General features: G+C 72.3%; 23 protein-coding genes and 1 pseudogene. 9 read left to right on the forward strand and 15 right to left on the reverse strand.

Annotated features, from left to right (window positions below; genetic code table 11):
- Positions 1 to 49: 49 nt before the first annotated feature.
- Both ACFWI4_RS27535 and ACFWI4_RS27540 read right to left on the reverse strand, forming a co-directional pair.
- Complete coding sequence (locus ACFWI4_RS27535; protein ID WP_387201216.1) at positions 50 to 1,687, reverse strand: ABC-F family ATP-binding cassette domain-containing protein; 1,638 nt, start codon at positions 1,685 to 1,687, stop codon at positions 50 to 52.
- Between the two features lie 131 nt (positions 1,688 to 1,818).
- Positions 1,819 to 2,316: pseudogene (locus ACFWI4_RS27540) on the reverse strand (oxidoreductase); the annotation flags it as partial.
- A 66-nt stretch (positions 2,317 to 2,382) separates the two neighbouring features.
- On the opposite strand from ACFWI4_RS27540, the gene ACFWI4_RS27545 reads away from it, so the two are divergent.
- Complete coding sequence (locus ACFWI4_RS27545; RefSeq protein WP_387201219.1) at positions 2,383 to 3,339, forward strand: FAD-dependent oxidoreductase; 957 nt, start codon at positions 2,383 to 2,385, stop codon at positions 3,337 to 3,339.
- 77 nt (positions 3,340 to 3,416) lie between these two features.
- Here ACFWI4_RS27545 and ACFWI4_RS27550 read toward each other — a convergent pair whose 3' ends face one another.
- The gene (locus ACFWI4_RS27550; protein WP_387201222.1) at positions 3,417 to 5,375 is read right to left on the reverse strand and encodes a Xaa-Pro dipeptidyl-peptidase; all 1,959 of its coding nucleotides are present in this window, start codon (positions 5,373 to 5,375) and stop codon (positions 3,417 to 3,419) included.
- 182 nt (positions 5,376 to 5,557) lie between these two features.
- On the opposite strand from ACFWI4_RS27550, the gene ACFWI4_RS27555 reads away from it, so the two are divergent.
- Positions 5,558 to 7,057, forward strand: a complete 1,500-nt coding sequence (locus ACFWI4_RS27555) for a M1 family metallopeptidase (RefSeq protein ID WP_387201225.1) — start codon at positions 5,558 to 5,560, stop codon at positions 7,055 to 7,057.
- Between the two features lie 130 nt (positions 7,058 to 7,187).
- Here the strand turns inward: ACFWI4_RS27555 and ACFWI4_RS27560 are convergent, their stop codons facing one another.
- Both ACFWI4_RS27560 and ACFWI4_RS27565 read right to left on the reverse strand, forming a co-directional pair.
- Positions 7,188 to 8,120, reverse strand: coding sequence for an adenosine kinase (locus tag ACFWI4_RS27560; protein ID WP_387201229.1), 933 nt, complete (start codon positions 8,118 to 8,120; stop codon positions 7,188 to 7,190).
- Between the two features lie 144 nt (positions 8,121 to 8,264).
- Positions 8,265 to 8,744: a macro domain-containing protein gene (locus ACFWI4_RS27565; protein WP_387201232.1), complete on the reverse strand. Its 480-nt coding sequence runs from the start codon at positions 8,742 to 8,744 to the stop codon at positions 8,265 to 8,267.
- Between the two features lie 156 nt (positions 8,745 to 8,900).
- On the opposite strand from ACFWI4_RS27565, the gene ACFWI4_RS27570 reads away from it, so the two are divergent.
- Positions 8,901 to 9,599, forward strand: a complete 699-nt coding sequence (locus ACFWI4_RS27570) for a MerR family transcriptional regulator (RefSeq protein ID WP_387201235.1) — start codon at positions 8,901 to 8,903, stop codon at positions 9,597 to 9,599.
- Positions 9,600 to 9,760: 161 nt separating this feature from the next.
- On the opposite strand, the gene ACFWI4_RS27575 is transcribed toward ACFWI4_RS27570, so the two are convergent.
- The 5 genes from ACFWI4_RS27575 to ACFWI4_RS27595 form a co-directional block, all read right to left on the reverse strand.
- Complete coding sequence (locus ACFWI4_RS27575; protein ID WP_387201238.1) at positions 9,761 to 11,953, reverse strand: 3-hydroxyacyl-CoA dehydrogenase NAD-binding domain-containing protein; 2,193 nt, start codon at positions 11,951 to 11,953, stop codon at positions 9,761 to 9,763.
- A 38-nt stretch (positions 11,954 to 11,991) separates the two neighbouring features.
- Entirely contained in the window at positions 11,992 to 13,206 is a 1,215-nt protein-coding gene (locus ACFWI4_RS27580) for an acetyl-CoA C-acetyltransferase (RefSeq protein WP_385398466.1), read from the reverse strand.
- A gap of 22 nt (positions 13,207 to 13,228) precedes the next feature.
- A complete protein-coding gene (locus ACFWI4_RS27585) occupies positions 13,229 to 14,371 on the reverse strand; it encodes an acyl-CoA dehydrogenase family protein (RefSeq protein ID WP_387201242.1) in 1,143 nt (380 codons plus the stop codon).
- Positions 14,372 to 14,429: 58 nt separating this feature from the next.
- Positions 14,430 to 15,566, reverse strand: coding sequence for a CaiB/BaiF CoA transferase family protein (locus ACFWI4_RS27590; RefSeq protein ID WP_387201245.1), 1,137 nt, complete (start codon positions 15,564 to 15,566; stop codon positions 14,430 to 14,432).
- A 124-nt stretch (positions 15,567 to 15,690) separates the two neighbouring features.
- Positions 15,691 to 16,071 carry an MmcQ/YjbR family DNA-binding protein gene (locus ACFWI4_RS27595; RefSeq protein ID WP_387201248.1) on the reverse strand — a complete coding sequence of 127 codons (381 nt, stop codon included), beginning with the start codon at positions 16,069 to 16,071 and terminating at the stop codon, positions 15,691 to 15,693.
- A gap of 142 nt (positions 16,072 to 16,213) precedes the next feature.
- On the opposite strand from ACFWI4_RS27595, the gene ACFWI4_RS27600 reads away from it, so the two are divergent.
- The gene (locus ACFWI4_RS27600) at positions 16,214 to 17,386 is read left to right on the forward strand and encodes a saccharopine dehydrogenase family protein (RefSeq protein WP_385398458.1); all 1,173 of its coding nucleotides are present in this window, start codon (positions 16,214 to 16,216) and stop codon (positions 17,384 to 17,386) included.
- A gap of 48 nt (positions 17,387 to 17,434) precedes the next feature.
- Here ACFWI4_RS27600 and mmpA read toward each other — a convergent pair whose 3' ends face one another.
- Together mmpA and ACFWI4_RS27610 are read right to left on the reverse strand one after the other, a co-directional pair.
- The gene (gene mmpA, locus ACFWI4_RS27605; RefSeq protein ID WP_385398456.1) at positions 17,435 to 17,581 is read right to left on the reverse strand and encodes a morphogenic membrane protein MmpA; all 147 of its coding nucleotides are present in this window, start codon (positions 17,579 to 17,581) and stop codon (positions 17,435 to 17,437) included.
- 212 nt (positions 17,582 to 17,793) lie between these two features.
- Positions 17,794 to 18,483 carry an endonuclease V gene (locus ACFWI4_RS27610; RefSeq protein WP_387201251.1) on the reverse strand — a complete coding sequence of 230 codons (690 nt, stop codon included), beginning with the start codon at positions 18,481 to 18,483 and terminating at the stop codon, positions 17,794 to 17,796.
- A gap of 219 nt (positions 18,484 to 18,702) precedes the next feature.
- Between ACFWI4_RS27610 and ACFWI4_RS27615 the strand changes: the two genes are divergently transcribed.
- Complete coding sequence (locus ACFWI4_RS27615; RefSeq protein WP_387201254.1) at positions 18,703 to 18,999, forward strand: YciI family protein; 297 nt, start codon at positions 18,703 to 18,705, stop codon at positions 18,997 to 18,999.
- A gap of 99 nt (positions 19,000 to 19,098) precedes the next feature.
- On the opposite strand, the gene ACFWI4_RS27620 is transcribed toward ACFWI4_RS27615, so the two are convergent.
- Positions 19,099 to 20,178 carry a WD40/YVTN/BNR-like repeat-containing protein gene (locus tag ACFWI4_RS27620; protein ID WP_387201257.1) on the reverse strand — a complete coding sequence of 360 codons (1,080 nt, stop codon included), beginning with the start codon at positions 20,176 to 20,178 and terminating at the stop codon, positions 19,099 to 19,101.
- A gap of 324 nt (positions 20,179 to 20,502) precedes the next feature.
- Between ACFWI4_RS27620 and ACFWI4_RS27625 the strand changes: the two genes are divergently transcribed.
- Entirely contained in the window at positions 20,503 to 20,919 is a 417-nt protein-coding gene (locus ACFWI4_RS27625) for an SsgA family sporulation/cell division regulator (RefSeq protein ID WP_385398498.1), read from the forward strand.
- 13 nt (positions 20,920 to 20,932) lie between these two features.
- Here the strand turns inward: ACFWI4_RS27625 and ACFWI4_RS27630 are convergent, their stop codons facing one another.
- The gene (locus ACFWI4_RS27630; protein ID WP_387201260.1) at positions 20,933 to 21,769 is read right to left on the reverse strand and encodes an isocitrate lyase/phosphoenolpyruvate mutase family protein; all 837 of its coding nucleotides are present in this window, start codon (positions 21,767 to 21,769) and stop codon (positions 20,933 to 20,935) included.
- A gap of 106 nt (positions 21,770 to 21,875) precedes the next feature.
- Positions 21,876 to 22,562 (reverse strand): GPP34 family phosphoprotein, encoded by a 687-nt coding sequence (locus ACFWI4_RS27635; RefSeq protein WP_387201263.1) that lies wholly within the window; start codon positions 22,560 to 22,562, stop codon positions 21,876 to 21,878.
- Between the two features lie 318 nt (positions 22,563 to 22,880).
- Here ACFWI4_RS27635 and ACFWI4_RS27640 point away from each other — a divergent pair, with 318 nt between their 5' ends.
- The 3 genes from ACFWI4_RS27640 (at position 22,881) to ACFWI4_RS27650 (ending at position 26,612) form a co-directional block, all read left to right on the forward strand.
- On the forward strand, positions 22,881 to 24,515 hold the full coding sequence (locus tag ACFWI4_RS27640) for an ABC-F family ATP-binding cassette domain-containing protein (protein ID WP_387201266.1): 1,635 nt from the start codon (positions 22,881 to 22,883) through the stop codon (positions 24,513 to 24,515).
- A gap of 129 nt (positions 24,516 to 24,644) precedes the next feature.
- Positions 24,645 to 25,421 (forward strand): dimethylargininase, encoded by a 777-nt coding sequence (gene ddaH, locus ACFWI4_RS27645; RefSeq protein ID WP_387201269.1) that lies wholly within the window; start codon positions 24,645 to 24,647, stop codon positions 25,419 to 25,421.
- Between the two features lie 213 nt (positions 25,422 to 25,634).
- The gene (locus tag ACFWI4_RS27650; RefSeq protein ID WP_387201273.1) at positions 25,635 to 26,612 is read left to right on the forward strand and encodes an acyl-ACP desaturase; all 978 of its coding nucleotides are present in this window, start codon (positions 25,635 to 25,637) and stop codon (positions 26,610 to 26,612) included.
- Positions 26,613 to 26,688 lie beyond the last annotated feature (76 nt).

Genomic DNA, 26,688 nt, shown 5'->3' on the forward strand with positions numbered 1-26,688 from the left:
GGTCGCCCCCTTCCCCTGTGCGGTCGGAAGCCCGGGAGACTCGAAGCGATCAGCGCTCCGTCACCTTGCCGTCCGCCACCTCCAGGCGGCGGGTGGTGCGCACGGCGTCCAGCATGCGGCGGTCGTGGGTGACCAGCAGGAGCGTGCCCTCGTAGGAGTCCAGGGCGGATTCCAGCTGCTCGATGGCCGGCAGGTCGAGGTGGTTCGTGGGCTCGTCCAGGACCAGCAGGTTGACGCCCCGGCCCTGGAGGAGCGCCAGCGCGGAGCGGGTCCGCTCGCCCGGCGACAGCGTGGCAGCCGGACGCAGGACGTGGTCCGCCTTCAGCCCGAACTTGGCCAGCAGCGTGCGGACTTCGGCGGGTTCCGTGTCCGGGACGGCCGCGCAGAACGCCTCCAGCAGCGCCTCCGGGCCGTGGAAGAGCTTGCGGGCCTGGTCCACCTCGCCGACGACCACGCCGGAGCCGAGCGTGGCGTGTCCCGCGGTCAGCGGCACCCGGCCGAGCAGCGCGCCCAGCAGCGTCGACTTGCCCGCGCCGTTGGCGCCGGTGACGGCCACCCGGTCGGCCCAGTCGATCTGGAGGCTCGCCGGGCCGAAGGTGAAGTCCCCGCGCCGTACCTCGGCGTCCCGCAGCGTGGCGACCACCGCGCCCGACCGCGGGGCCGCCGCGATCTCCATGCGCAGTTCCCACTCCTTGCGGGGCTCGTCCACGACGTCGAGCCGCTCGATCATGCGCTGCGTCTGCCGGGCCTTCGCGGCCTGCTTCTCGCTGGCCTCGCTGCGGAACTTGCGGCCGATCTTGTCGTTGTCGTTGGCCTTGCGCCGGGCGTTCTTGACGCCCTTGTCCATCCAGCCCCGCTGCATCTGGGCCCGGCCCTCCAGGGCGGAGCGCTTGTCGGCGTACTCCTCGTAGTCCTCGCGGGCGTGCCGGCGGGCGGTGTCGCGCTCTTCGAGGTACGCCTCGTAGCCGCCGCCGTACAGCGTGATCTGCTGCTGGGCCAGGTCGAGTTCGAGGACCTTGGTGACCGTGCGGGTGAGGAACTCGCGGTCGTGGCTGACGACGACGGTGCCGGCGCGCAGACCGGAGACGAAGCGCTCCAGGCGCTCCAGGCCGTCCAGGTCGAGGTCGTTGGTGGGCTCGTCGAGGAGGAAGACGTCGTAGCGGGAGAGCAGGAGGGAGGCGAGTCCGGCGCGGGCGGCCTGGCCGCCGGACAGGGAGGTCATCGGCTGGTCGAGACCGACGCCGAGGCCCAGGGAGTCGGCGACCTCCTCGGCCCGTTCGTCCAGGTCGGCGCCGCCGAGGTCGAGCCAGCGCTCCAGGCTGTTCGCGTACGCGTCGTCCGCGCCCGGCGCCCCGTCGACGAGCGCCTGCGTCGCCTCGTCCATCACCCGCTGGGCCTCGTCGACGCCGGTACGGCGGGCGAGGAAGTCCCGTACGGTCTCGCCCTCCCGGCGCTCCGGCTCCTGGGGCAGGTGCCCGACGGTCGCGGAGGGCGGGGAGAGCCGCAGCTCGCCCTGTTCCGGGGTGAGGAGGCCGGCGAGCAGCCGCAGCAGCGTGGACTTGCCCGCGCCGTTGGCGCCGACGAGCCCGATCACGTCCCCGGGCGCGACGACGAGGTCGAGTCCGGAGAAGAGAGCGCGGTCGCCGTGTCCGGCGGTGAGGTTCTTGGCGACGAGGGTGGCAGTCATCAGGGAGCCGATTTTAACGGCCCGCCGGGGATCCTCCGCCGGCCCCGTCGGCGGCCCGCCGTGCGTCAGCGCCGGCGCGGCCGCCCGGGACGTCTTCCGACGTCGGGGCCACGAGGAACGATTCGCCTGACGGCGGCGATCAGCCGTACGCGGCGGCGACGGCCCGCGTCGGCGGCGAGCAGGGAGCTCAGCGCGCCGCGGTACTCCGGGCCGCGGAAGCGGAACGGCCCCATGCCGTGGTAGCCGTTCAGCGCCAGGTCGGCGCGCTCCCCGGTCTGCCAGGCGAAGTCCCGCCACACGTAGTCGTCGCCGTCCTTCTCGACGAGCGCGGTCACGGCACCGCACTCGATGCTCTCGCACTCGGGGCAGCCGTAGATGACGTACCTGCCCCCGTCGAGCGGGGCGGCGGCCTCCAGGAGGAGTCCGCGCACCTGGGCGGTGAAGATCGCGGGCGGTACGTCGGAGGCGAGCGGCGAGACCGCGTCGAGGTCGGAGAGGCGGAACAGCAGGGGGCGTCCGTCGACGATGAAGTCGACGAAGTCCCGGTGGACTTGGTGGTCACCGTCGGTGAGGACTCCACCGGCTCGCAGCGCCGGTGCCAGGCCGAATGTGGCGTACTCGGAGGACATGCTGTGAGTATTCCCGGACACAGAGTGACGAGACCAGGGGACGGCGACTTCCGCTAGCGTCCCGGCATGGAGAACCCCGGGAGCGGTGATGTGATCGTGGTCGGCGCCGGTGTCGTCGGCCTGACGACGGCGTTGGTGCTGGCGGAGGCCGGCGGACGGGTCAGGGTGTGGACGCGGGAGCCCTCCGAGCGGACCACCTCGGCTGTTGCGGGGGCCCTGTGGTGGCCGTACCGCATCGCGCCGGTGGCGTCGGCCCGTGAGTGGGCGCTCGATTCGCTCGGCGTGTACGAGGAGTTGGCGGCGCGGCCCGAGGACAGTGGCGTACGCCTGGTCGAGGGGGTCATGGGCGAGACGCGGCTGGACGAACTGGGCTCGTGGGCTGGCCGGGTGCCGGGACTGCGCGCGGCGACGGCCGAGGAGTGTCCGGGCCCGGCCCTGCGGGCGCGGCTGCCGCTGATCGACATGCCCGTGCATCTGCGCCATCTGCGGGAGCGGCTGCTGCGGGCGGGCGGCGCGGTCGAGGAGCGTACGGTGACGGACCTCGCGGAGCCGGACGCGCCGGTCGTCGTGAACTGCACGGGCCTCGGCGCCCGCGAACTCGTCCCGGACCCCGCCGTACGGCCCGTACGCGGGCAGCTGGTGATCGTCGAGAACCCCGGGATCAGCGAGTGGCTCGTCACGAAGGACGCGGCGGACGGGACGACGACGTACGTCTTCCCGCAGCCCGACCGGGTGATCCTCGGCGGCACCACGGACGAGGACGACTGGTCCCGGGTCCCCGACCCCGCGGTGGCGGCGCGGATCGTCGAGCGGTGCGCGGCGCTGCGCCCCGAGGTCGCCGGCGCACGGGTGCTCGGCCACCGGGTGGGGCTGCGGCCGGTGCGCGAGACGGTCCGGCTGGAGCGTGAGGTCCGGCCGGACGGCCGGGTACTGGTGCACAACTACGGGCACGGGGGCGCCGGGGTCACCGTGGCCTGGGGCTGCGCCCGCGAGGCGGCCCGGCTCGCGGGCCTGCGCGACTGAGGGAGCCCGAGGCGGCCGGACTCGGGGGTCCGGCCGCCTCGGGGCTGAGTCGCGTTCGCGGCCGGCCGGTCAGCCGGTCAGTGGTTGTCCCCGGGGACGCGGAGCGCGGTGCGCGGTGCGCGTACGCCGTCGAGGACGGACGCGGCCGGGATCGCCGTGGAGCCCTTGGTCGCCCGTGCGAACGCGTCCGCGCCGCCCACCAGCGGCACCCGGGCCGAGGTGCGGGACAGATCGAGGGTCAGGGTCGGGGTGTCGGCGGGAGGGTCGATGAGGTCCTTGTCGGTGCCCGCGACGATCAGCGCGAGCCGGTGCCCCTTCGGGACCACGTGGTCGGTGGCCGCAAGGTCCAGCGTGATCGTGTACGCCTTCCCCGGGGTGAGCACGGCGCCCTTGTCCGAGGCGTGGTTGCCGAGGTCGGCCCAGCCGCGGCTGACGACGTCGTAGCCGACGTCGGTCCTGGCCGCCTCGGTCACCTTGTAGCAGGAGCTGTCGCCGGCCGTGCTCGCGCCCCAGCAGGTGCGGTCGGTGAGGGTGTTGATGCCCTCACCGGATCCTGCGAAGTCACGGATGGTGTCCGGGCCGAGGTCGACCAGGACCGCCGAGAGGTACGCCGTCGGGGTGGTGGGGGTGGCGGTGACGGTCACCTTGGAGGACCCGGAGAGCCGCAGGTCACGGGTGAGCGGTCCGGTGGTGAATCCGGCCTTGTCCGCGGTGGGCTGGTCGATGTGCGCGGCCCAGTCGGTCTCGCCGTGCGTCGGGTCGTCGGTGAAGGTCTCGGTCCCGGACCGGCGGGTGAGCCCGAGGGTGCCGACTCCCGCCCGCGCGCCCGCGCCCGGACGCAGGGTCGCGGCGCTCGTGGTGCGGGGCGGCCAGACGGCGGAGGTGCTCCACTGGTCGGGGTGGCGTTCGATGTCGGCCATGGGCTCACGGTCGACGCCGTTGTCGTAGCCGAGGAGTTCGTGGTCGAACCAGCGGTGCAGGGTGTCGACCCAGGCGGCGCGGCGGAAGTCGAAGGGGTCGACGTGGCCGGTCTGGGAGAGCCAGATCTTGCGCGCGACACCGTGCCGGGCGAGGGCGTCCCACCACTGGCCGAAGTTCTTGGTGCGGACGTTGAGGTCCTGCATGCCGTGGACGAGGAAGACGCTGGCCCTCACCTTCGCGGCGTCCTTGACGTAGTCGCGCTCGGTCCACAACGGGGTCCAGTCGCCGCTGCGGGGCGCCCCGTCCACCAGTTTCCGCTGCACGGAGGCGCACTTGGCGGTGGCGTCGGGACTGTCGACGTAGCCGGACAGCCAGTCGGGCCCCGAGTCGTAGAGCGGGGCGCCCTTGGCGAAGTAGTAGTCGTACCAGGAGGAGATGGCGCTGATCGGCACGATGGTCTTCAGGCCCCTGACGCCGGTGGCGGCCACGCCGTTGGCGATGGTCCCGTCCCAGCTCTTGCCGATCATCCCGGTCCTGCCGTTGGTCCAGGTGGCCCGGGCCGTCGTTGTGCCGGTGCGGCTGGTGTAGCCCTTGGCGCGGCCGTTCAGCCAGTCGATCACCGCCTTGGCGGACTGGATGTCGGAGCGGCCGCCCACGTCGACGCAGCCGTCGGAGCGGTCGGTGCCGGCGAGGTCGACGCCGACGAAGGCGTAGCCGCGCGGCACGAAGTAGTTGTCGTAGAAGAGCGGCATCTGCACGACGTGGCCGTTCGCGTCGTACGTCTTCTTCTGGCTCTCGTTGCCGCGCCCGCAGCAGGAGTAGTACGGGCTGGCGTCCATGATCACGGGGACCTTGTGTCCCTGGCGGGCGGGTTCGGCGGGCCGGACGATGTCGACGGCGACGCGGTCGTGCTTCCCGTCGTTGTCGCCGTCGAGTCCGGTGTCGACCCAGACGGACTCGCGGATCGCGTTCGCGTACGAGTAGACCGGGGCGCTCTCCCTCGGGGCGCCGTGTGCGGCGACCGGGACGAGGAACGCGGCCATCAGGGCGGCAACGGCCGCCGTCGCGAGCGGTCTCCAGGTCATGAAGCGCGTGCGGCGCACTGATTTCGGCATGAGCGGAACGTACCCCGGTCAACTCTCCTGCGACAGAGGGTGTCTGACGGGCCATCGGTTCGGGAGGGCTCATGTCGGCCGAATGGCGATCGTGTGACAGGGGTGGCCGTGGACATGACCGGGACCCCAGGGACTGAATAGGCTCCGGACCGACTTCATGCCCCGACGACTTGGAGCTTGACGTGCACCGCAGACTCATCGCCCCGGGCGCCCTCGCCGCCTCGCTGCTGCTGGCGATCCCGGCATCGGCGGCAAGCTACACCCCGGGCGCACCGGGCATCGGCGACCCCTACTACCCGGCCTACGGCAACGGCGGATACGACGTCTCGCACTACGACCTGAGGCTCACGTACCAGCCGCGGACGGACGAGCTGGAGGGCACGGCCACCCTGCTGGCGACCACCACGCAGGACCTGTCACGGTTCGATCTGGACTTTCTGCTCGACGTGAGCGAGGTGCGGGTCAACGGCGCGAAGGCGTCGTTCGCCACCTCGGGCCAGCACGAGCTGGAGATCACGCCGGCCACGCCGCTGGCCAAGGGCACGCAGATCACCGTCGTCGTCCGCTACAGCGGAGTGCCGTCCACGAAGAGCGCGTACGGCTTCTCGACCTGGCACCGCACCCCGGACGGGGCGGTGGCGGCGGACGAGCCCGAATCGGCGTGGTGGTGGTACCCGAGCAACGACCACCCGCTCGACAAGGCGACCTACGACGTGTCCGTCGCCGTCCCGGACGGCACCCAGGCGATCTCCAACGGCACGCTCCAGTCGACGAGTTCACGGCTCGGCTGGACCCGCTACAACTGGCGCTCCGACAAGCCGCAGGCGACCTATCTGACCACGCTCGCGGTGGGGAAGTTCGACATCACGACCGGTACGTCCGAGGGTGGTGTCCCGATCGTCAACGCCTACAGCAAGGACCTCGGGGACAACGACGGGGCCGCGCGCGCCAGCGTCGAGCGCACCGGGGAACTGGTCGACTGGCTGAGCGGCTACTTCGGGCCGTATCCCTTCAGCAGTGCCGGCGGCTACGTCCCCAACACCACCACCGGGTACGCGCTGGAGACCCAGACCCGGGTGTACTACAGCCCGCGCCAGTTCGCGAACGGCTCCAACACCTCTGTCGTCGTGCACGAGTTGGCGCACCAGTGGTTCGGCGACGACGTGTCGCTCAAGGGCTGGAAGGACATCTGGATCAACGAGGGCTTCGCGCGCTACGCGCAGTGGCTGTGGTCCGAGCACGAGGGCGAGGGTACGACGCAGGAGCTCGCGGACTACGTGTACGCCTCGCATCCGGCGGACGACGCGTTCTGGACGGTGGCGCCCGGCGACCCGGGTCCTGACAACCAGTTCGACATCGCGGTCTACGACCGGGGCGCGCTGGCGGTGCAGGCGCTGCGCAACCGGGTCGGTGACGACGCCTTCTTCGCCATCCTGAAGGGGTGGCCGAAGGAGCACGCGTACGGGAACGCCTCGGTGGCGGACTTCCGGGAGTACGCCGAGCGGGTGTCCGGCGTCTCGCTCTCGGCGCTGTTCGACACCTGGCTGTTCCAGCCGTCGAAGCCGGCGGCGCCCGCGGCGCGGAGCGCGGGGGTCGCGCCCGCCCCGGCGGCGAAGGGCCAGGTCGCCCGGCCGAAGTCGTGGAAGAGGATCGCCGCGACGGACACGGTCCACCCGGGCTGAGGCCCACGCCCGGGCATGTCCGGACCGGACCCGGGCGTGGCCCTGAGGAAGGGCCGGCCCGGGTTCACCGGGCGTGGCCGGGAGCCCCGCGGGGACCGGGAGCGGGGGGCTCGCGCCGGTGCGGGTTCCGTCAGGAGAGGGCCGGATCGGTCACGCGGGCGTCCGCCCCGGCCACCTGGTCGAGGAGTTCCGCGCGGCCGATGGCGTCGGCACGGGTCGCCGGGACCGTACAGGCGTAGGCGCCCGCCACCGCGCCGAACAGGGCGCAGCGGCCGACCGGTTCGCCGGTCAGCCGGCCGTAGAGGAAGCCCGCGGCGAAGGAGTCCCCGGCGCCGTTCGAGTCGACGACCGGTGTGCGCGGCGGGACGACGGGGACGTGGGTCACCTCGCCGTCGGCCAGGACGTACGCGCCCTCGGCACCGGCGGTGGCGACGACCACCTCGGCCCGCCCCCGTTCCACGATCCGCCGCATGGTGCGCTCGGGGTCGGCGAGGGCGGTGGTGGAGACGAACACGAGGTCGGCGGTGTACGCGAACGGCTCGTGATAGGGGTTCTCGCCGTCCCAGTCGTGCAGGTCGGTCGAGATGGTCACCCCGGCCTCCCGCAGGACCGGCAGGGCGAAGGAGCACGGGTAGGTGATGGACACATGGGCGTGCCGGCTCGCCGCGGCCAGGTTCCGTACCGCGTCCTCGGGCAGCCGGTCCGTCTCGTGCGCGCGGGTGTCGTCGTACAGGGACAGCCTGCGTCCGTCGGGGCCGACGAGGTTGACCGCGCGCTTGGTGCCGGCGGGCTGGGGGACCGCGGTGAACGGGATGCCCCGGTCGCGGTGCAGGGCCCTCACGAGGTCGCCCTCGGGGTCGTCGCCGAGCAGGTCCAGGTGGTGCGTGCGCAGCCCGAGGGCGTGCAGGCCGAGCGCGACGAAATCACCGGTCTGTCCGGCGCGGGTCTCGATGCCCGGACGGATCATGTAGCTGTCGGCGTAGGGCAACGGCAGTTCGGGGACGTGGACGATGGTGTCCACACCCGCACCGCCCAGGACGAGGACATCGATGTCGCGGCTCATGACTCTCCCTCTCGAACGCGGGCAGCGAGTCAACCAGTCACCCGACACCCCTCGCAAGGCTTTGCAGAAACTTCCACAAGCGCCGTCGTGTGCCGCCCCTCGCCCCCTGCCCCGTACCGCGGTCCCGGCCTCTCCTCGCCCCGGTCAGTCACCGTGGTCGTACACGGTCACCGCCAGACCCCGGCGCACGAGCCGCTCGGTGACCAGGGGCTCCACGCGCGACCAGGTGCCGCCGGCCAGACCGCAGCCGATGCGGGGCATGTGCACGGAGGCCCCGAGTTCGACGGCCTTGTCGGCCAGCAGCACGAGCGAGGCGTCGATCGCCTCGTAGCGGACGGGGACTCCCTTGCTGCCGGCGCGTATCCCCCGCTGGCCCACCAGGTTCGCCACCCACACGTACGGCTCGACCCGCACGAACTGCGCCGCGCCCAGGCCGAAGTCGTTGGCCGCGCGGCCGCGGTGCCAGGCGCGGTACGCGGCCTCCGGCTCCGGCCAGCGGCGGGACACGGCGAGCACGAAGCCCTTTCCCCAGCCCCCGATGTCGTTGCACACGTGGGCGATCAGCTTGACCCCCTTGACCGAGGGCACGGTGGCATCACCCCGGACGTACCTGATCTCCGTCATGACACCACCGTAGGTGCCGCCACTGACAACGGCCCCCGCGCCGGAGCGGTCCCGCGGACGCTTTCACAACGCCGGTGGGACAGCACTACTGTTGCACCGCGCCGTCAGCCGTCACCATGGGCGTGCGCCGCACGAAGCGAGAGGCGAGGACCTGCGATGACGACGGACACCGGGGAGCCGACGCTCACGGTCGACGAGCTGGCCGCACGGGCGGGTGTCACGGTCCGCACGGTCCGCTTCTACAGCGCCCGGGGTCTGCTGCCCCCGCCCGTGATCGGGCACCGCCGGGTCGGCCACTACAGCCAGGAGCACCTGGCGCGGCTCGCGCTCATCGAGGAGTTGCAGCACCAGGGCATGACCCTGGCCGCGATCGAGCGCCGGCTGACGCAGCTGCCGCCGGGTCTCAGCGCGCACGACCTCGCCATCCACCGTGCGGTGGTGGCGTCCTGGGCGCCGGACGCGATGGAGGACGTGACGCGGGAGGAGCTGGAGCTGCGGGCCGGACGGCCGCTCGGGGACACGGACCTGGAGCGGCTCGCCGCGATGGGTGTCATCGAGCGGACGGGGGACTCCGTCCGGCTGGACCCCGGTCTGCTGAAGCTCGGCCTGGAGCTGCTGGACGTACCGATCGCGGACGAGGCGGTCCTCGCCGCGCGCGCCGTCCTGCTGGAGCACGCGCGCGCGGCGGCCCGCGAACTGTCGGATCTGCTGCGTGAGGCCGTGGGCGAACAGGAGTCCGTGGCGGCCGTGAAGTCGCTGTCGGCGCACATGCAGCCGCTGGTGGTGCAGGCGCTGCTGACCGCGTTCCAGCGGTCGCTGAAGGACGAACTGCGGGAGTGGCTCAAGGAGTCCTGACCGCGCGCCCGTCCGGCGAGTCCGCTGCGGTCACGCACGTCCGGCGAACCCGCTGCCGGTGCTCCGGGTGCGCCCGGGCCCGTGCAGGCCGGTTCCCGCGCACGCGTCCGTGCGAGCCGGTGCCCGCGCCCCTGGGCGGGCGCGGGCACCGGGTCGGACGGTCAGGTCGCGTCGGTGAACCGCTCGCCGTTCTCCGCCTTCTCGACGAGCAGGGCCGGCGGCAGGAAACGGTCGCCGTAGCGCTCCGCGAGCTCCCGCGCGCGGGCCACGAACGCGGCCGGGCCCGTCCCGGTCGCGCCATCGTAGCCGTTGACGTACTGAAGGACGCCGCCGGTCCAGCCTGGGAAGCCGATCCCGAGGATGGAGCCGATGTTGGCGTCGGCCACGGACGTCAGGACGCCTTCCTCCAGGAGCCGGACGGTGTCCAGCGCCTCGGAGAAGAGCATGCGCTCTTTCATGTCCTCGAACGGGATCTCGTGGCCCGCCTTGGTGAAGTGCTCGCGCAGACCGGGCCAGAGGAGACCGCGCCCGCCGTCCTCGCCGTACTCGTAGAAGCCCGCTCCCCCGCTGCGTCCGGGGCGCCCGAACTCGTCGACCATGCGGTCGATGACGGCCTCGGCCGGGTGGGTCTCCCAGGTGCCGCCCGCCTCCTCGACGGCCTGCTTGGACTCCTTGCGGATCTTCCGCGGCAGGGTGAGGGTCAGCTCGTCCATCAGGGAGAGGACCTTCGCCGGGTAGCCGGCCTGGGCGGCGGCCTGTTCGACGGACGCGGGCTCGATGCCCTCGCCGACCATCGCCACGCCCTCGTTGATGAAGTGGCCGATGACCCGGGAGGTGAAGAAGCCGCGCGAGTCGTTGACGACGATCGGGGTCTTCCTGATCTGGCGGACCAGGTCGAAGGCGCGGGCCAGGGTCGCGTCACCGGTGCGCTCGCCCTTGATGATCTCCACCAGCGGCATCTTGTCGACGGGCGAGAAGAAGTGCAGTCCGATGAAGTCCTCCTGCCGCTCCACGCCCTCGGCGAGCGCGGTGATGGGCAGGGTGGAGGTGTTGGAGCAGAGCAGCGCGTCGGGCTCGACGATGTTCTGGATCTCCTGGAACACCTTGTGCTTGAGCGCGGTGTCCTCGAAGACCGCCTCGATCACGGCGTCGCAGCCCGCGAGGTCGTTCGGGTCGGCGGTGGGCGTGATGCGGGCGAGCAGCGCGTCGGCCTTCTCCTGGGTCGTACGCCCCCGGGAGACCGCCTTGGCGCACAGCTTCTCGGAGTACGCCTTGCCCTTGGCCGCCGCGTCCGCCGAGACGTCCTTGAGGACGACGTCGATGCCCGCGAGGGCGCAGGAGTAGGCGATGCCGGCGCCCATCATCCCGGCGCCGAGGACGGCGACCCTGCGGACCGGGCGCGGCTCGATGCCCTGGGGGCGGTTGGCGCCGGAGTTGACGGCCTGGAGGTCGAAGAAGAACGCCTGGATCATGTTCTTCGAGGTCTGGCCCGCGGCCAGCTCGACGAAGTAGCGGGCCTCGATGACCTGGGCGGTCTCGAAGTCGACCTGGGAGCCCTCGACGGCGGCCGCGAGGATGTTGCGCGGTGCCGGGTAGGGCGCGCCGTTCGTCTGCTTGCGCAGGCTGGCCGGGAAGGCGGGCAGGTTGGCCGCGAACTTCGGGTTCGACGGGGTGCCGCCGGGGATGCGGTAGCCGGGCTTGTCCCAGGGCTGCTGCGACTCGGGATTGGCGTCGATGAACGCGCGGGCCTTGGCGAGCAGTTCCTCGGGGGTGGCGGCCACCTCGTGGATCAGGCCGTTGTCCCGGGCGCGGGTCGCGTTGTACTGCGTGCCCTGGAGGAGGACCTTCAGCAGCGCGTCGGCGATGCCCAGCAGGCGCACGGTGCGGACGACCCCGCCGCCGCCCGGGAGCAGGCCGAGGGTGACCTCGGGGCAGCCGATCTTGGTGCCGGAGGTGTCGAGGGCGACGCGGTGGTGGCAGGCGAGGGCGAGCTCGAAGCCGCCGCCCAGGGCCGCGCCGTTGATCGCGGCGACGACCGGCTTGCCCAGGGTCTCGATGCGGCGCAGGTCGCGCTTGATGGCGAGGCCGCCCTCGAAGAGGTCCTGGGCGGTCTCGGGGGTGACGCGGATGAGGTCGCGCAGGTCGCCGCCCGCGAAGAAGGTCTTCTTGGCGGAGGTGAAAATGACGCCGCGGATCGAGTCCTTCTCGGCCTCCAGGCGGTCGGTGACCGCGGCGAGGGAGGCGCGGAAGGCCGCGTTCATGGTGTTGGCGGACTGGTTGGGGTCGTCGAGGACGAGGGTGACGACGCCGGTCTCGTCCTGTTCCCAGCGGATGGTGGTGGGCTCAGTGCTCATCAGGGGATGCTCCGTAGATCCTTGATCCGTTGGGAAGGTCAGACGCGCTCGACGATGGTGGCGATGCCCATGCCGCCGCCCACGCACAGGGTGGCGAGGCCGTACCGCTTGTCCTGGCGCTCCAGTTCGTCGACGAGGGTGCCGAGGATCATCGCGCCGGTGGCGCCGAGGGGGTGGCCGAGCGCGATGGCGCCGCCGTTGACGTTGACCTTGTCCAGCGACAGGCCCATGTCCTTCACGAAGCGCAGGACGACGGCCGCGAAGGCCTCGTTGATCTCGACGAGGTCGATGTCGTCGATGGTCAGGCCGGCCTTGGCGAGCGCCTTGCGGGTCGCGGGCGCGGGACCGGTGAGCATGATGGTCGGCTCGGAGCCGGACACGGCGGCGGAGACGATCCGCGCGCGGGGGGTCAGGCCGTAGCGCTCGCCGACCTCCTTGGAGCCGATGGCGACCAGGGAGGCGCCGTCCACGATGCCGGAGGAGTTGCCCGCGTGGTGGACGTGGTCGATCTTCTCGACCCAGTGGTACTTCTGGAGCGCCACCGCGTCGAATCCGCCCAGTTCGCCGATGTCCGCGAACGACGGCTTCAGCCTGGCCAGCGAGTCGGCGGTGGTGCCGGGGCGCAGGAACTCGTCGTGGTCGAGGACCGTGAGACCGCTGCGGTCCCTGACGGGGACGACGGACCGGTCGAAGCGGCCGTCCTTGACGGCGGCGGCGGCGCGCTCCTGGGAGAGGGCCGCGTACTCGTCGACGTCACGGCGGGAAAAGCCCTCGATGGTGGCGATGAGGTCGGCGCCGATGCCCTGCGGCACGAAGTTGGTGGCCAGGTTGGTCATCGGGTCGGCGAACCAGGCGCCGCCGTCCGAGGCCATCGGCACGCGCGACATCGACTCGACGCCGCCCGCGAGGACGAGGTCCTCCCAGCCCGAACGGACCTTCATGGCGGCCATGTTGACCGCCTCCAGGCCCGAGGCACAGAAGCGGTTCTCCTGGACGCCGGCCACCGTGTCGGGGAGTCCGGCGGCGATGGCCGCGATCCGGGCGATGTCGGAGCCCTGGTCGCCGACGGGGCCGACGACACCGAGCACGATGTCGTCGACGGCGGCCGGGTCCAGGCCCGGGAAGCGCCGCTTCACCTCGTGGATGAGTCCGACGACCAGGTCGATGGGCTTGGTTCCGTGCAGGGAACCGTTCTGCTTGCCGCGACCGCGCGGGGTGCGGATCGCGTCGTACACGTACGCTTCGGTGCTCACTGGTAAGCCTTTCGAGGAGGGTTTAGCCGAGCAGGGAGCGGCCGATGATCTCCTTCATGATCTCGGTCGTTCCGCCGTAGATGGTCTGGATGCGTCCGTCGGTGAAGGCCCGTGCGACCCGGTACTCCGTCATATAGCCGTATCCGCCGTGCAGTTGAAGGCAGCGGTCGGCCACGCGCTTCTGGAGTTCGGTCGCCCACCACTTGGCCATCGAGGCGTGCACCGCGTCGAGTTCGCCGTCCGAGTGGTCGACGATGCAGCGGTCCAGGAAGGTGCGGGTGACGGCGCACTCGGTGGCCATCTCGGCTATCTCGAACCGGATGTGCTGGAGCTTGGCGAGCGGCCTTCCGAACGCCTCGCGCTCCTTCACGTACCGGGTGGTGATCTCCAGCAGATACTCGGCGCCCGCGATGGCGGCGACGGCGATGCCCATGCGCTCCTGCGCGAGGTTGGTCATCAGGTGGACGAACGCGCCGTTGAGCTCGCCCAGCAGGTTCTCCTTGGGCACGCGGACGTCGTTGAAGAACAACTCGGCGGTGTCCTGCGACTTCTGGCCGATCTTGTCGAGGTTGCGGCCGCGCTCGAAGCCCTCCGCGCCCCGCTCGACGACGAGCAGCGACAGCCCGTGCGCGCCGCCCTCGGGCGTGGTCCTGGCGACCACGATCACCAGGTCGGCGAGGATGCCGTTGGAGATGAAGGTCTTGGAGCCGTTGAGCAGGAAGTGGTCTCCCTTGTCCTCGGCGTGCGTCGTGATGCCCTGGAGGTCGGATCCGGCGCCGGGTTCGGTCATCGCGATCGCGGTGATGACCGAGCCGTCGCAGAAGCCGGGCAGCCAGCGCCGCTTCTGCTCCTCGGTGGCGAGGTCCGTCAGATACGGGCCGATGATGTCGTTGTGCAGTCCGAGGGCCAGGCCCGCAGCGCCCGCGCGCGTGAACTCCTCGGCCAGTACGGCGCTGTAGCGGAAGTCGCGGTTCCCGCCGCCTCCGTACTCCTCGGGCACCGCGAGTCCGAGCAGGCCCTGCTTCCCCGCGGCCCGCCAGGCCTCGCGCGAGACGATGCCGTCCTTCTCCCACTGTTCGTAGTGGGGCAGCACCTCCTTGGCGAGGAAGGTGCGCACGGTCTCGCGGAACGCCTCGTGCTCGGCGGTGAAGATCTGCCGCTTCATGCGGGGAACGCCTTCCTGGAGTGACGGGGGTACGGAGGGAACGGCCGGCGCGCCCGCATCAGCCGGCGTCCCCGGTCAGCCCGGGAACGTCCCAGTCGCGGGCCACCTCTGCGGTGTCGGCGCCCGGCAGGGCGGGCCCGCCGCGGACGGAGGTGGGGGTGGCCGAGAAACGCGGCGCGGGGGCGGGCTGGGTGATGCCCTCGTGGTCGACGAAGGTGCCCCGGGCGGCGAGATGCGGGTGTCCGGGCGCCTCGCGCAGGGACAGGACCGGCGCCACACAGGCGTCGGTGCCCTCGAAGACGGCCGTCCACTCGTCCCTCGTACGGGTCCTGAAGCGGTCGGCGACCGTGGCGCGCAGTTCCTCCCAGCGGGCCGGGTCCTTGCGGGCGGGGGCGAGCCCGGGAATGCCGAGCAGGTCGACGAACTGGTCGTAGAAGCGCTGCTCCAGGGGTCCGACGGCCATGAACCCGCCGTCGGAGGTCTCGTAGGTGCCGTAGTACGGGCAGCCGCCGTCGAGGAGGTTGGCGGCGCGCCGGTCCTGCCAGCCGCCTGCGGCGATCATGCCGTGGATCATCGTCGAGAGGTGCGCCGTGCCGTCGACGATGGCCGCGTCCACGACCTGTCCTGCACCGGTCGCGCGCGCGTGGTGCAGGGCGGCGAGGACGCCGACGACGAGATAGAGCGAGCCGCCCGCGTAGTCGCCGAGGAGGTTCGCGGGGACCGGCGGCGGCTCGCCCGGCGCGCCGATCATCCCGAGGGTGCCGGTGAGCGCGATGTAGGCGATGTCGTGCCCGGCGTGCCGGGCGAGCGGGCCCTCCTGGCCCCACCCGGTCATCCGGCCGTAGACCAGCCTCGGGTTGCGGGCCCGGCAGTCCTCGGGGCCCACGCCGAGCCGTTCGGCCACGCCGGGCCGGTAGCCCTCGATCAGGATGTCGGCCCGTTCGGCCAGGTCGAGGACGCGGGACGCGCCGTCCTCGGCCTTGAGGTCGACCATCACGGACCGCTTGTTGCGGTTGACGACGTCGTGGGCCGGGTCGACCCCGATCCCGGGGCCGCCGGGCCGGTCCACGCGGACGACGTCCGCTCCGAGGTCGGCGAGCAGCATGGCGGCGAACGGGCCGGGCCCGATGCCCGCCAGCTCGACCACGCGCACTCCGGACAGGGGACCGTGCCCCGGCGTTCCTGCCGCTGTCATCAAGCCCCCAGCACCGTGACACCACTGATGTGACATCAGTGATGTTAAGAACGTGTTCCACTCCAGGCAAGGCCCTAACGAGCAAGCGCTTAGTTAAATTCCGCCATCGGGCACGGCTCCGCGGTCAGCGCGCGTCCAGCTCCGCGATCAGCCGTTTGGGGGCTGTGGCGCGGTAGCTCTCCTCGACCCAGTCGCACAGCAGCTCCGCCGCCGGGGCGCCTCGCTCCTCCAGGGGTATCCGCACCCAGCCGGCCCTGCCCAGGCCGTAACCGGCGGGCTCCGCGCCGGGCGAGGTGAGCGCGTGGGCGTGGGCCGCCTCGTCCTTGAGCTTCACGGTGACGCCCATCGGGTGACTGCCGTCGTCGAGCCCGAGGAAGACGAAGACCTTCTTGTTGACCTTCGCGACGGTCTCGCCCCAGGGGAACTCCTCCGCGGCGCCGGGCAGACCCAGGGCGAATCCCCGCACCTTCTGCCACTCTTTCAGCGCGTTTTCCGGCACGGCCACGGCTGCCTCCGGCCTGTTCGTGCGACCTCGTCGTCCGACTGTTCGTACCTCACGCTAGCCTCAGCCACCGACAACGGCGCTTCGCGCACGACGTGGCGCGGGACCGCGCGTCCGGGCGCAGCCCACAGTGGTGGAGGGTGTCATGAGCAGGCTTATCGAGCCGGACCGTGCGTACGACATCGTGCTCTTCGGAGCCACGGGGTTCGTCGGGGAGCTCACCGCGGAGTATCTGGCCGCCCACGCGCCCGAGGGACTGCGGTGGGCGATCGCCGGGCGGGACGCCGGAAGACTGGAACGGCTGCGGGAGCGGCTCGGCGGCGCCCCCGGTGTGCTGTCGGCGGACGTGAAGGACCCGCACTCGGTGCGCGAGCTCGCCCGGCAGGCCCGCGTGGTGGCCTCGACCGTGGGGCCGTACATCACCTACGGGGAGGAACTGGTGGCCGCGTGCGCGGACGCCGGGACCGACTATCTCGACCTGACCGGCGAGCCCGAGTTCGTGGACCTGATGTACGTCCGGCACGACACGCGCGCGCGGGAGACGGGCGCGCGGCTCGTGCACGCCTGCGGATTCGACTCCGTGCCGCACGACCTGGGCGCCTACTTCACCGTCAAGCAGCTCCCTGAGGACGTGCCGCTGCGGGTGGAGGGATTCGTGCGCTCCCGGGCGATGTTCTCGGGCGGCACGTTCGCCTCCGCGCTCAACCAGTTCGCTCGCGGCCGGCAGATGCTCGCCGCCGCGCGGGAGCGCCGCTACCACGAACCGCGCCTGCTGGGGCGGCGGGTGGTGGCCCCGCTGGGCGCGCCGCGGTTCGCCAAGGAGGTCGGGGCGTGGGCGCTGCCGCTGCCCACGATCGACGCCCAGGTGGTCCAGCGCTCGGCGCGCGCCCTGGCGCGGTACGGGCCCGACTTCCGCTACAGCCACTACGCCGCCGTCGAGCGGCTGCCCGTCGCCCTCGGCGGGGTCGCCGGGGTGAGCGCGCTGTTCGCCGCCGCGCAGGTGCCGGCGGCGCGCCGCTGGCTGTCGGGCCGGATCAAGCCGGGCGAGGGGCCGAGCGCCGAGCTGCGCGCGAAGAGCTGGTTCTCGGTGCGTTTCGTGGGCGAGGGCGGCGGCCGGCGCGTGTACACCGAGGTCTCGGGCGGCGACCCGGGCTACGGAGAGACCGCGAAGATGCTGGCGGAGGCCGCCCTGTCGCTGGCCCTCGACGACCTGCCGAAGACGGCCGGACAGGTCACGCCCGTGGTGGCGATGGGCGACGCGCTCCTCGCCCGGCTCGGCGCGGCGGGGATCACCTTCCGGGTGGCGGCGGTTCGCTAGCGGCGGGAACCCGGCGGGCGCCGCGCGTTCGTCGGGGGCCTCCGGTCCTCACGACGCCCAGACGATCACCGTGTAGATCATCCCGCCCGTCCAGGCGAGTCCGGCCGAGAACGCGAGGACCAGAGCGGTCGTCACCGCGCGTCCGGCGGTCCGGGCGGGTTCGGCCGAGGGCTGCGCGTCCAGGTGCGTCGTCATACGCACCAGCCTCGCGTCCGCGGCCCGGCCGCACATCCGTACGGGTACTCAGAAACCGTACTCAGGTACGCGAGAGGGGTCGGGCGGGGCGGTTGGGGCCGGGCGGTCACGGGTTGACGGCTGGAGTCCGTCCCTCGTGGGCGGGTGAAACGGAGTCAGCTCGCCGCAGACGGGGGAATCGGAGGCAGCCGGTTGCGGACGGCGGGCCGGAGTCAGGCGGTCGCCTCTCGGAGGGCCGCCCTGCACAGGGCGTCCGCCCGGCGGGTCGTCTCCGGCAGGCGGTACCGCGGGGTGAGGGCCAGGGTGTGCGCGCAGGCGTTGTCGAGGTCCACCCGGTGGCCTACGGACACGAACACGGGCTTGATCCCGTCCTGGGTGCGCAGTGCGCGGCCCGCCTCCTCGCTCCCCGCGAGCAGCGGCGATGCGCTGCCGCGCCGGGCGCCCGGCTCCTCGTAGGAGAAGGTGAACGGGTTCTTGGCGACCCCGATCGTGGGGAGTCCGGTGAGGACGCCGAGGTGGGCGGCGAGGCCGAACCGGCGCGGGTGGGCGAGTCCGTACCCGTCGCAGACGACCAGGCCGGGCGGGCAGGGCAGGGCGTCGAGCGCGCCCAGCACGGCCGGGATCTCGCGGAACGCGAGCAGTCCGGGTACGTACGGGAAGGAGACCGGGCCGACGGCGGTCGCCTCCGCGACGACCTCGCGGGTCGCCGCGTCGAGGACGACGGCGGCCGCGGCGACTACGTCCCGCTCGTCGTCGTAGGCCACGTCGACGCCCGTCACCCGGCCGGTACCGGGCGGCGGACCCGGCTCGTCGAGCACCAGCCGCCCGCGCAACTCGTCCTGCACGGCGCGGGCTTGTTCCTCGGTGGCGGGCCAGCCCGCCGGGGTCCTCACGGTCGTCATGATGCGGACGAGCCTACGGGCCTCCCTCGCCCGGGACCACACGGGGCGCCCCCCGCAGAGGGTCACCGCCGTGCGCGGTCCGGCCCGTCTCCGCGGCCGCGCACCGGAGTTCGCGCCCGGCCCGCTCAACAGGGCCCCGGCACACGGGTGTTGACGGTGCGGGGCAGCACGGCCGCCGGTCACCCGGGGGCGGGCGGACCGAGAGGTAGGCTCGCGATCATGTTCGTACTGGAGCTGTCCTACACCGCGCCGCTCGAAGCCGTGGACGCCGTCCTGGAGGCCCATGTCGCCTGGCTCGACGAGCAGTACGCGGCCGGGACCTTCCTCGCCTCGGGGCGCAAGAACCCCCGCGACGGAGGCGTGATCCTGGCCGTCGCGGACGACCGGGCGCGGATCGAGGAGATCACCGCGGGCGACCCGTTCGTCACCGCGGGCGTGTGCGCGTACCGCGTCACGGAGTTCGTGGCGACGAAGACGGCACCGGCCCTGGAGCGCTACCGCGAGACCCTCGGCTGAGGCCCTGAGGCCCTGAGGCTCCCGGGAACCCCCGGAACCCTCCGGGAACCCCCGGGAGCTCCCGGAGCTCTCCGTCGGCCCGGTCGCCGCTCCCCCGCCTCAGCGCTCCAGCCTGGCGATCCGCCCCTGCTCGCCCGCGGCCCAGCAGCCCAGGTCCGGGGTGCAGTCCACGGTGTCGTACGAGCCGGTGTCCAGGGTGCGCCAGGTGCGGCCGCCGTCGGTGGTCAGGTCGGTGCCGGTGGGGCCGACCGCGAGCGCGGAGGTCCGGCTGTGCGGGAGCCAGGTGACGCCGGAGCGGTAGGCGGGCGGGGGCCCGTCCGCGGTGGTCCAGGTGCGGCCGCCGTCGGAAGTGACCGCCGCCGCCCGCGGTGAGGCCTGGCCGGCGCGGTAGTCGCCGCCGACCGCGATGCCGTGGGCGCGGTCGCGGAAGGCGAGGGCGAAGACACCGCGCGCCGGGTCCCCCGCGGGCACCGGCGTGTCGGCGGCGGTCCAGGTCAGTCCCCGGTCCGCGGAGTGCAGCACGCGCGCGCGTGCCCCGCCCCCCGTGGCCAGCCACACGTCACGGGGCCCCGAACCGACCAGGCACTGGCCGCTCGCGGCGAACCCGGCCTCGCCGTCCTGCGCGGCGGGCATGCCGTCGCCCGGCAGCACCCTCCAGGAGCGGCCGCCGTCACTGGTCGACAGGATCCGGAACCTGCCGTCCACCGGATCGCTCATCGCCAGTCCGTGCCGCCGGTCCAGGAACGTGAGGCAGTCGTAGAAGGCGTTGGCGTCGGTGTTGCGGAAGGACTCGGTCCAGGTGGTGCCGCCGTCCTCGGTCCGGTAGACGCGGGACGCCTCGCCCTCGCCGATGGCCAGGACCACGGCCCGCCGCGCGTCGAACGCCTGGACGTCACGGAACTCCAGGTCCGCCGCGCCGGGCGGCGACACGTCGTGCCAGTGCGCCCCGCCGTCGGTGGTCCGCAGCACCGTGCCCTTGGATCCGGCCACCCACGCGGTGTCCCTGCTGACGGCGGACAGTCCGCGGAAGCGGGCGTCCGTGCCGCTGTCCTTGAGCGCCCAGTGCGGGGTCCGTGCCGTGTCGCGCGCCGGTGCGGGCGCCGCCGTCGCGGGCGCGGCCACCACGAGCGCCGCGGCGAGTGCGGCCACCGCCGGTGCCACCCCGGTCGCCCGGCTCATGCGTCTCGTCTTCCCCAAGCCCCTCATGGCGGGCGAAGCTAGTGCACCGCCCCGGCGGCGTCCAGATGGCCTCCGTCCCCCGATGGCGTCCATATCCCGGCCGGAGGGAACCTCAGGGGCCGCCCGGGTGTCCTCTTCGGTGTCGGGCGAGTGCGGAACGGAAAGGGATCACCACGATCGGAGAAAGTGGATCTCCCGGTGCATGACCTCGGTGACAGAGGTCACTCGGGTCAGAGGTGCACGCGCCGGGTCGTAATTCCGTCTCTTCAATTGACCGGCTTCATCCGCCCGGAGTTCGTCCAGCCGTCACAAGGGAGCAAGGCGTTGTCCACCGTCATCGAGCAGCCCGTAGAGGCCCGCCTCGTCGCCGCCGCGCCGCGGATGCCGAGCATTCCGGCCACGCTCCACTACGACCGGACCGACCCGTTCGCCGTCCGCATGACCTTCCCCGCCCCCGCCACGCTCGAAGGCGTCGAGGTCTGCTGGACCTTCGCCCGTGAGCTGCTGGTGTCGGGCCTGGAGGACGCGGTGGGGCACGGTGACGTCCGGGTGCGGCCGTACGGCTTCGACCGCACCGTGCTGGAGTTCCACGCGCCCGAGGGGACCGCCGTGGTCCATGTGCGCTCGGGCGAGGTACGGAACTTCCTGCAGCAGACCACCGATCTCGTGCCGGTCGGCCTCGAACACCTCCAGGTGGACCTGGACCACGATCTGGCGGAGCTGATGCGGGGCACCTGCTGACAGCCTGGCAGGGTCAACCGGCGCGCCCCATCAGGGCGTTGAGGCCGGCGTAGTCGAACCCGCCCGTCAGACCCCCGTACGTCCCCGTGTCCAGCAGCTCCCGCGCGGCACGCCGGACCAGGCCGTGCACGGCCGCCGCCATGCTCGAACCCGTGCTGATCCGGGCCACACCGAGGGCGGCCAGTTCGCCGACGGACGGCGCTCCGGGGCCGACCAGGATGTTCAGGGGGCCGTCGACGCCCTCGACGAGCGCCTTCACGATCGCCGGATCGGTGATACCGGGGACGAAGACGCCGTCTGCACCCGCGGCCAGGAAGGCGCCGGCCCGCTCCAGGGTCTCCCCCACCCCGCCCACGCCCCGCAGGAACGTGTCGACGCGGGCGTTGACGAACAGCGGCACCCCCGCCGCGTCGGCGGCCGCCCGGGCCACGGCGATGCGCTCCGCCTGCTCCGCCACCGGACGCAGCGGGCCGACCCCCTCCCCGTAGAGGGCGTCCTCGATGTTGACACCCACCGCGCCCGCCGCGAGCACCGCGCGGACGGTATCCCCCACGCCCTTGGCCTCGGCCGCGTACCCGTTCTCGATGTCCGCGCTCACCGGCACCCGGACCACGGCGGTGATCCGCGCGACGGCCGCGAGCGCGTCGTCCCGGTCCAGGCGGTCCCCGTCCGCGACGCCCAGGGCCCAGGCCAGGCCCGCGCTCGTCGTCGCCACCGCGGCGGCGCCCGCCTCCTCGACGATCCGCGCGCTCACCGCGTCCCAGGCGTTCGCCAGGACGAGGGGGCGGCCGGGCACGTGCAGGTCACGGAAGGCGAGGGCGGATGCGCGCAGCTGCTCGTTGTCGGTCATGGACCCCACCCAAACACGGCCGGGTCACGGCCTGCTGGCAGGAAACCGACATGTACGTGAGGCACCCAGGTGAATGCCCCCACTCGCTCCCCCCGGCCGTGGTCCCTCAGTTCGCCGCGGTCGTGGGCGCTCCGGCGGCGGCCGCGGTGGTGGCCGCCACGACCACCGCCGTACGGACGTCCTGGACGACCTTCCGCAGGGCCGGGGTCGCCGCGCCGCCGCGTTCGGCGAGGGCGTCGATGCGGACCCTGTGGAGCCTGCGTTCCCCGGGCGACGCGAAGGTGCGGAGCTCGGCGGCGGTGGCCAGGGCGACGAGGGCCGCGTCACGGTCGCCGACGTCGGCGACGGGTACGGGCCCCTCCAGCACCTCGCGTGCCCGCGCGCGCAGGGCCTCGACCGCGGGCACCCGGTCCAGCTCGTGCTCGACGGACGGGAACAGCCCGAGGACCCGCTTCCGCTCCGCCCGCAGATACCCCTCGGCGACGAGCTGGGCGCGTACGGCGTCCAGGGTGTACCTGGCCCGGCAGGTGACCCACGGCTTCCACCCGCGGGGCCGGGACTCCGACACGAGCTCCAGGAGACCGTCGAGCACGACGTCCCCCGTCCGCGAGTCGGCGTCGACGGGAGTGACGATTCCCTCGTCGTCGACGAGCAGCCCGCGCTGGGCGAGCTCGGTGAGGGCGCCGGCGCGCACCAGGTGATGGAGGTGGGTGGACCCGGTGATCCTGCGTTTCGTGGTGTCCCACGCCAGGAGGTAAAGCCGGGCCGGCAACGAGAGCGGGCCGTTCGTCACGCGATCTCCTCGGTTCGTCGGTGGGCGTTATTCCTTTGACAGCCCTCGGGACCGTCCCTACGGTGTGAAGCGGTTCTGTTGCCGTCGAATGGAGAAGGACGTTGCTCGTCTGAGGTCTGAGACACCGCGTCACACCCGGCCTGGTCCCGTCGGACCCCGTGTGTGCGCAGCGTGCGACCTCGGCGTTCCAGCCGTCCTCGGTGCGGAGCCCTGTGTGATGCGGAGCATTCCTCCCGCTCGCCTCCGAACCTGATCGTCGTCGCCTCGCGGTGTCCCGTACGCGTACCCCCGACCGCATCCAGCATTCGCGAGGCCCTCATGTCAGCGTTTCCCCCTTCCGTCACCTGCACCTCCCTGTCCTTCGCCTGGCCCGACGGCACGGATGTCTTCGACGGCCTCCAGGTCGCCTTCGGACCCGGCACCACCGGTCTCGTCGGCGTCAACGGATCAGGCAAATCAACCCTGTTGAAGCTGATCGCCGGAGAGCTCGGCCCGGCCGACGGCACCGTCCGGGTCGCCGGTGAGGTGGGCCATCTGCCGCAGAACGTCACCCTCGACACCACGCTGCGGGTCGACGAGGCCCTCGGCATCCGCGCGGTCCGCGCCGCCCTGCACGCGATCGAGGCGGGCGACGTGTCCGAGGAGCACTTCGACGTCGTCGGCGACGACTGGGACGTGGAGGAGCGGGCCCGCGCCACCCTCGGCGAACTCGGTCTCGGCCACATCGACCTCGACCGCACGATCGGCGAGGTCTCCGGCGGCGAGTCCGTGCTGCTGCGGCTGGCCGCGCTCCTGCTGCGCCGCCCCGACGTGCTGCTGCTCGACGAACCCACCAACAACCTCGACCTGTACGCGCGACAGCGGCTGTACGCGGCCGTCGAGGCCTGGTCCGGGGTCATGATCGTGGTCAGCCACGACCGTGAACTCCTCGACCTGGCCGACCAGATCGCCGATCTGCACTCCGGTGAGGTCACCTGGTACGGCGGGAACTTCTCCGCGTACGAGGAGGCGCTCGCCGCCGAACAGGAGGCGGCGGAGCGCATGGTGCGCGTCGCCGAGTCCGACCTGAAGAAGCAGAAGCGTGAACTGGTCGACGCCCAGGTCAAGTTGGCCCGTCGCAGGCGGTACGGGCAGAAGATGAACGACCAGAAGCGCGAACCGAAGATCGTCATGGGTGCGCGCAAGCGGTCGGCCCAGGAGTCGGCGGGCAAGCACCGGCTCCTGCACGAGGGCAGGCTCGGCGAGGCGAAGGAGCGTCTCGACGAGGCGGTGGAGGCCGTACGGGACGACGATCTGATCCGGATCGACCTGCCGTACACGGCCGTGCCCCCGGGCCGCACCGTCCTCACCCTCGACCGGCTGGAACCGCGGCACGGAGCGCGGGTGAACGGGATCCTCGAACTGCGCGGGCCCGAACGCGTCGCGCTCATCGGGCGCAACGGGTCCGGCAAGACGACCCTGCTGCGCACGATCGCCGGGCAGCTCGACCCCGTGTCCGGCGAGGCGCGCGCCCATGTGCCGCTGCGCTTCCTGCCGCAGCGGCTCGACGTCCTGGACGACGGGAGGAGCGTCGCCGAGAACGTGGCCCGGTACGCGCCGGCCGCGACCGACAACCGGGTCCGGGCCCGTCTCGCCCGCTTCCTGTTCAAGGGGGCGAAGGCCGACCAGCTCGCGGCGACGCTCTCCGGCGGCGAGCGTTTCCGCGCCGCGCTCGCGGCCCTGATGCTGGCCGAGCCCGCCCCGCAGCTCCTCATGCTCGACGAACCGACGAACAACCTGGACATGGCGAGCGTCCGGCAGCTCACCACGGCCCTGGAGTCGTACGAGGGGGCGCTGATCGTCGCGAGCCACGACATGCCGTTCCTGGAGTCGATCGGCATCACGCGACGGCTGCTGCTGGAAGGAGGAGAACTGAAAGAAATCGCTCCGGAAACTGTCGGGTATTCCTCATAGTGCGGAACGCCGGGGCGGCCTAGCGTCGGGGGTGGGCGGTGCCCCGGCGTCAGGCCGGGGACCTTTGCGCGCGTGACCCGCGCCGCATGATGGCGCGCCGACACCCCCGGCCGATTCGGAGACCCTCCCGTGCCCAGTAGGAAAGCGCTCGTCCGCAGGCCCGGCCCCCGCCTCGCCGAGGGGCTGGTGACGCACGTGGAACGCACGGCGGTGGACGTCGGCCTCGCCGTCGAGCAGTGGGAGGCGTACACCGGGGCGCTGCGCGCGCACGGCTGGGAGACCGTGGAGGTGGACCCGGCCGAGGACTGCCCGGACGCGGTGTTCGTCGAGGACGCCGTCGTCGTCTTCCGCAACGTCGCCCTCGTCACCCGTCCCGGAGCCGAGTCCCGGCGCGGCGAGACCCGCGGGGTGGAGGAGGCGGTGGAGCGCCTCGGCTGCTCGGTGAACCGGATCCGGAATCCCGGCACCCTCGACGGCGGCGACGTCCTGAAGGTCGGCGACACGATCTACGTGGGCCGCGGCGGCCGGACGAACGCGGCCGGGGTCCAGCAGCTGCGGGCGGTCTTCGAACCGCTCGGGGCGCGGGTCGTCGCGGTCCCGGTCAGCAAGGTGCTGCATCTGAAGTCGGCGGTCACCGCGCTGCCCGACGGCACGGTGATCGGACACGAGGCGCTCGTCGACACCCCCTCGCTGTTCCCGCGCTTCCTGCCGGTACCGGAGGAGTCCGGGGCGCACGTGGTGCTCCTGGGCGGCGACCGGCTGCTGATGGCGGCGTCCGCCCCGAAGACCGCGGAACTGCTCGCCGGGCTCGGTCACGAACCGGTCGTCGTGGACATCGGCGAGTTCGAGAAGCTCGAGGGCTGTGTGACCTGTCTCTCGGTGAGGCTGCGGGAGCTGTACGTCTGAACGGGTGAGCGGGCCATCCGTACGGACCCGGGCTCCGGACGCCCCGGGTCGCTCCGTCATGGACCGGATCCGCCGGTACCGCGGCCCGCATCATCGCTGATCAGAGACCTTTACAGGCTTCTTAACCTACGGAGACGTAACCTACGGATACGTAGCCTACGATGCCGTAGGTTAGCTTTTCCGCTCGTTGTCCCGTCCCTCCCTGGAGCACCCGTGACGATCACTTCTCCCGACCTCGGCACCTCGTCGGCCGCCTGGACCGACGCCCGCCTGCTGTACGCGCTGGAGGAAGTGGTCGAGACGGAGCTCAACCGTCACCTGAAGGTCGCCAAGGACTGGATGCCGCACGAGTACGTGCCGTTCAGCGACGCCCGCAACTTCCCCGGCATCTTCGAGGACGGCGAGGCCTGGGAGAAGGAGCAGTCCAAGGTCACCGAGATCGGCCGGATCGCCCTCGTGGTCAACCTGCTCACCGAGGACAACCTCCCGAGCTACCACCACGAGATCGCGTCCCTGTTCGGCCGTGACGGCGCCTGGGGCACCTGGGTGCACCGCTGGACGGCGGAGGAGGGCCGGCACGGCATCGTGATGCGCGACTACCTGCTCGCCTCGCGCGCGGTGGACCCGGACAAGCTCGAGGCCTTCCGGATGCAGCACATGAGCGAGGGCTTCGAGTCGGACAACCGTCACTCGATGCTGCACTCCGTCGCGTACGTCGCCTTCCAGGAGCTGGCGACCCGCATCTCGCACCGCAACACCGGCCACCAGTCCGGCGACCCGGTCTGCGACCGCATGCTGGCGCGCATCGCGACCGACGAGAACCTGCACATGGTCTTCTACCGCAACCTGCTGAAGGCCGCGTTCGAGCTCGCCCCCGACCTGACCATGCAGGCCGTGCGGGACGTCGTCGTCAACTTCCGCATGCCCGGTCACGGCATGCCCGGCTTCGAGCGCATGGCGGCCCAGATGGCCATCGGCGAGGTCTACAACATGCGCATCCACCACGACGACGTGCTCCAGCCGGTGCTGCGCCACCTCAAGGTCCTGGAGATCGACGGCCTGGGCCCCGAGGGCCTCAAGGCCCAGGAGGAGCTCGGCTTCTTCATGGGCGGCCTGGACGCCGAAGCCTCGAAGTTCGACGAGAAGCTCGCCGCGCGCAAGGCGCGGATGGCGGCCCGCGCGAGCGCGTGACCCCGTCCGACGGGTGTGGCGGGGCCCCCGGGCCCCCCCACACCCTCGGTCCCGCCCGCCGGGCCCGCCGAACCGG

Source organism: Streptomyces sp. NPDC127038 (assembly GCF_042725875.1).
Taxonomy (GTDB): Bacteria; Actinomycetota; Actinomycetes; order Streptomycetales; family Streptomycetaceae; genus Streptomyces.

Excerpts from the sequence above, each read along its gene's own strand:
- ACFWI4_RS27535 (WP_387201216.1), bottom strand. The coding sequence starts at position 1,687 with ATGACTGCCACCCTCGTCGCCAAGAACCTCACCGCCGGACACGGCGAC.
- ACFWI4_RS27545 (WP_387201219.1), top strand. The coding sequence starts at position 2,383 with ATGGAGAACCCCGGGAGCGGTGATGTGATCGTGGTCGGCGCCGGTGTC.
- ACFWI4_RS27550 (WP_387201222.1), bottom strand. The coding sequence starts at position 5,375 with ATGCCGAAATCAGTGCGCCGCACGCGCTTCATGACCTGGAGACCGCTC.
- ACFWI4_RS27560 (WP_387201229.1), bottom strand. The coding sequence starts at position 8,120 with ATGAGCCGCGACATCGATGTCCTCGTCCTGGGCGGTGCGGGTGTGGAC.
- ACFWI4_RS27565 (WP_387201232.1), bottom strand. The coding sequence starts at position 8,744 with ATGACGGAGATCAGGTACGTCCGGGGTGATGCCACCGTGCCCTCGGTC.
- ACFWI4_RS27570 (WP_387201235.1), top strand. The coding sequence starts at position 8,901 with ATGACGACGGACACCGGGGAGCCGACGCTCACGGTCGACGAGCTGGCC.
- ACFWI4_RS27575 (WP_387201238.1), bottom strand. The coding sequence starts at position 11,953 with ATGAGCACTGAGCCCACCACCATCCGCTGGGAACAGGACGAGACCGGC.
- ACFWI4_RS27585 (WP_387201242.1), bottom strand. The coding sequence starts at position 14,371 with ATGAAGCGGCAGATCTTCACCGCCGAGCACGAGGCGTTCCGCGAGACC.
- ACFWI4_RS27590 (WP_387201245.1), bottom strand. The coding sequence starts at position 15,566 with ATGACAGCGGCAGGAACGCCGGGGCACGGTCCCCTGTCCGGAGTGCGC.
- ACFWI4_RS27600 (WP_385398458.1), top strand. The coding sequence starts at position 16,214 with ATGAGCAGGCTTATCGAGCCGGACCGTGCGTACGACATCGTGCTCTTC.
- mmpA (WP_385398456.1), bottom strand. The coding sequence starts at position 17,581 with ATGACGACGCACCTGGACGCGCAGCCCTCGGCCGAACCCGCCCGGACC.
- ACFWI4_RS27610 (WP_387201251.1), bottom strand. The coding sequence starts at position 18,483 with ATGACGACCGTGAGGACCCCGGCGGGCTGGCCCGCCACCGAGGAACAA.
- ACFWI4_RS27615 (WP_387201254.1), top strand. The coding sequence starts at position 18,703 with ATGTTCGTACTGGAGCTGTCCTACACCGCGCCGCTCGAAGCCGTGGAC.
- ACFWI4_RS27620 (WP_387201257.1), bottom strand. The coding sequence starts at position 20,178 with ATGAGCCGGGCGACCGGGGTGGCACCGGCGGTGGCCGCACTCGCCGCG.
- ACFWI4_RS27630 (WP_387201260.1), bottom strand. The coding sequence starts at position 21,769 with ATGACCGACAACGAGCAGCTGCGCGCATCCGCCCTCGCCTTCCGTGAC.
- ACFWI4_RS27640 (WP_387201266.1), top strand. The coding sequence starts at position 22,881 with ATGTCAGCGTTTCCCCCTTCCGTCACCTGCACCTCCCTGTCCTTCGCC.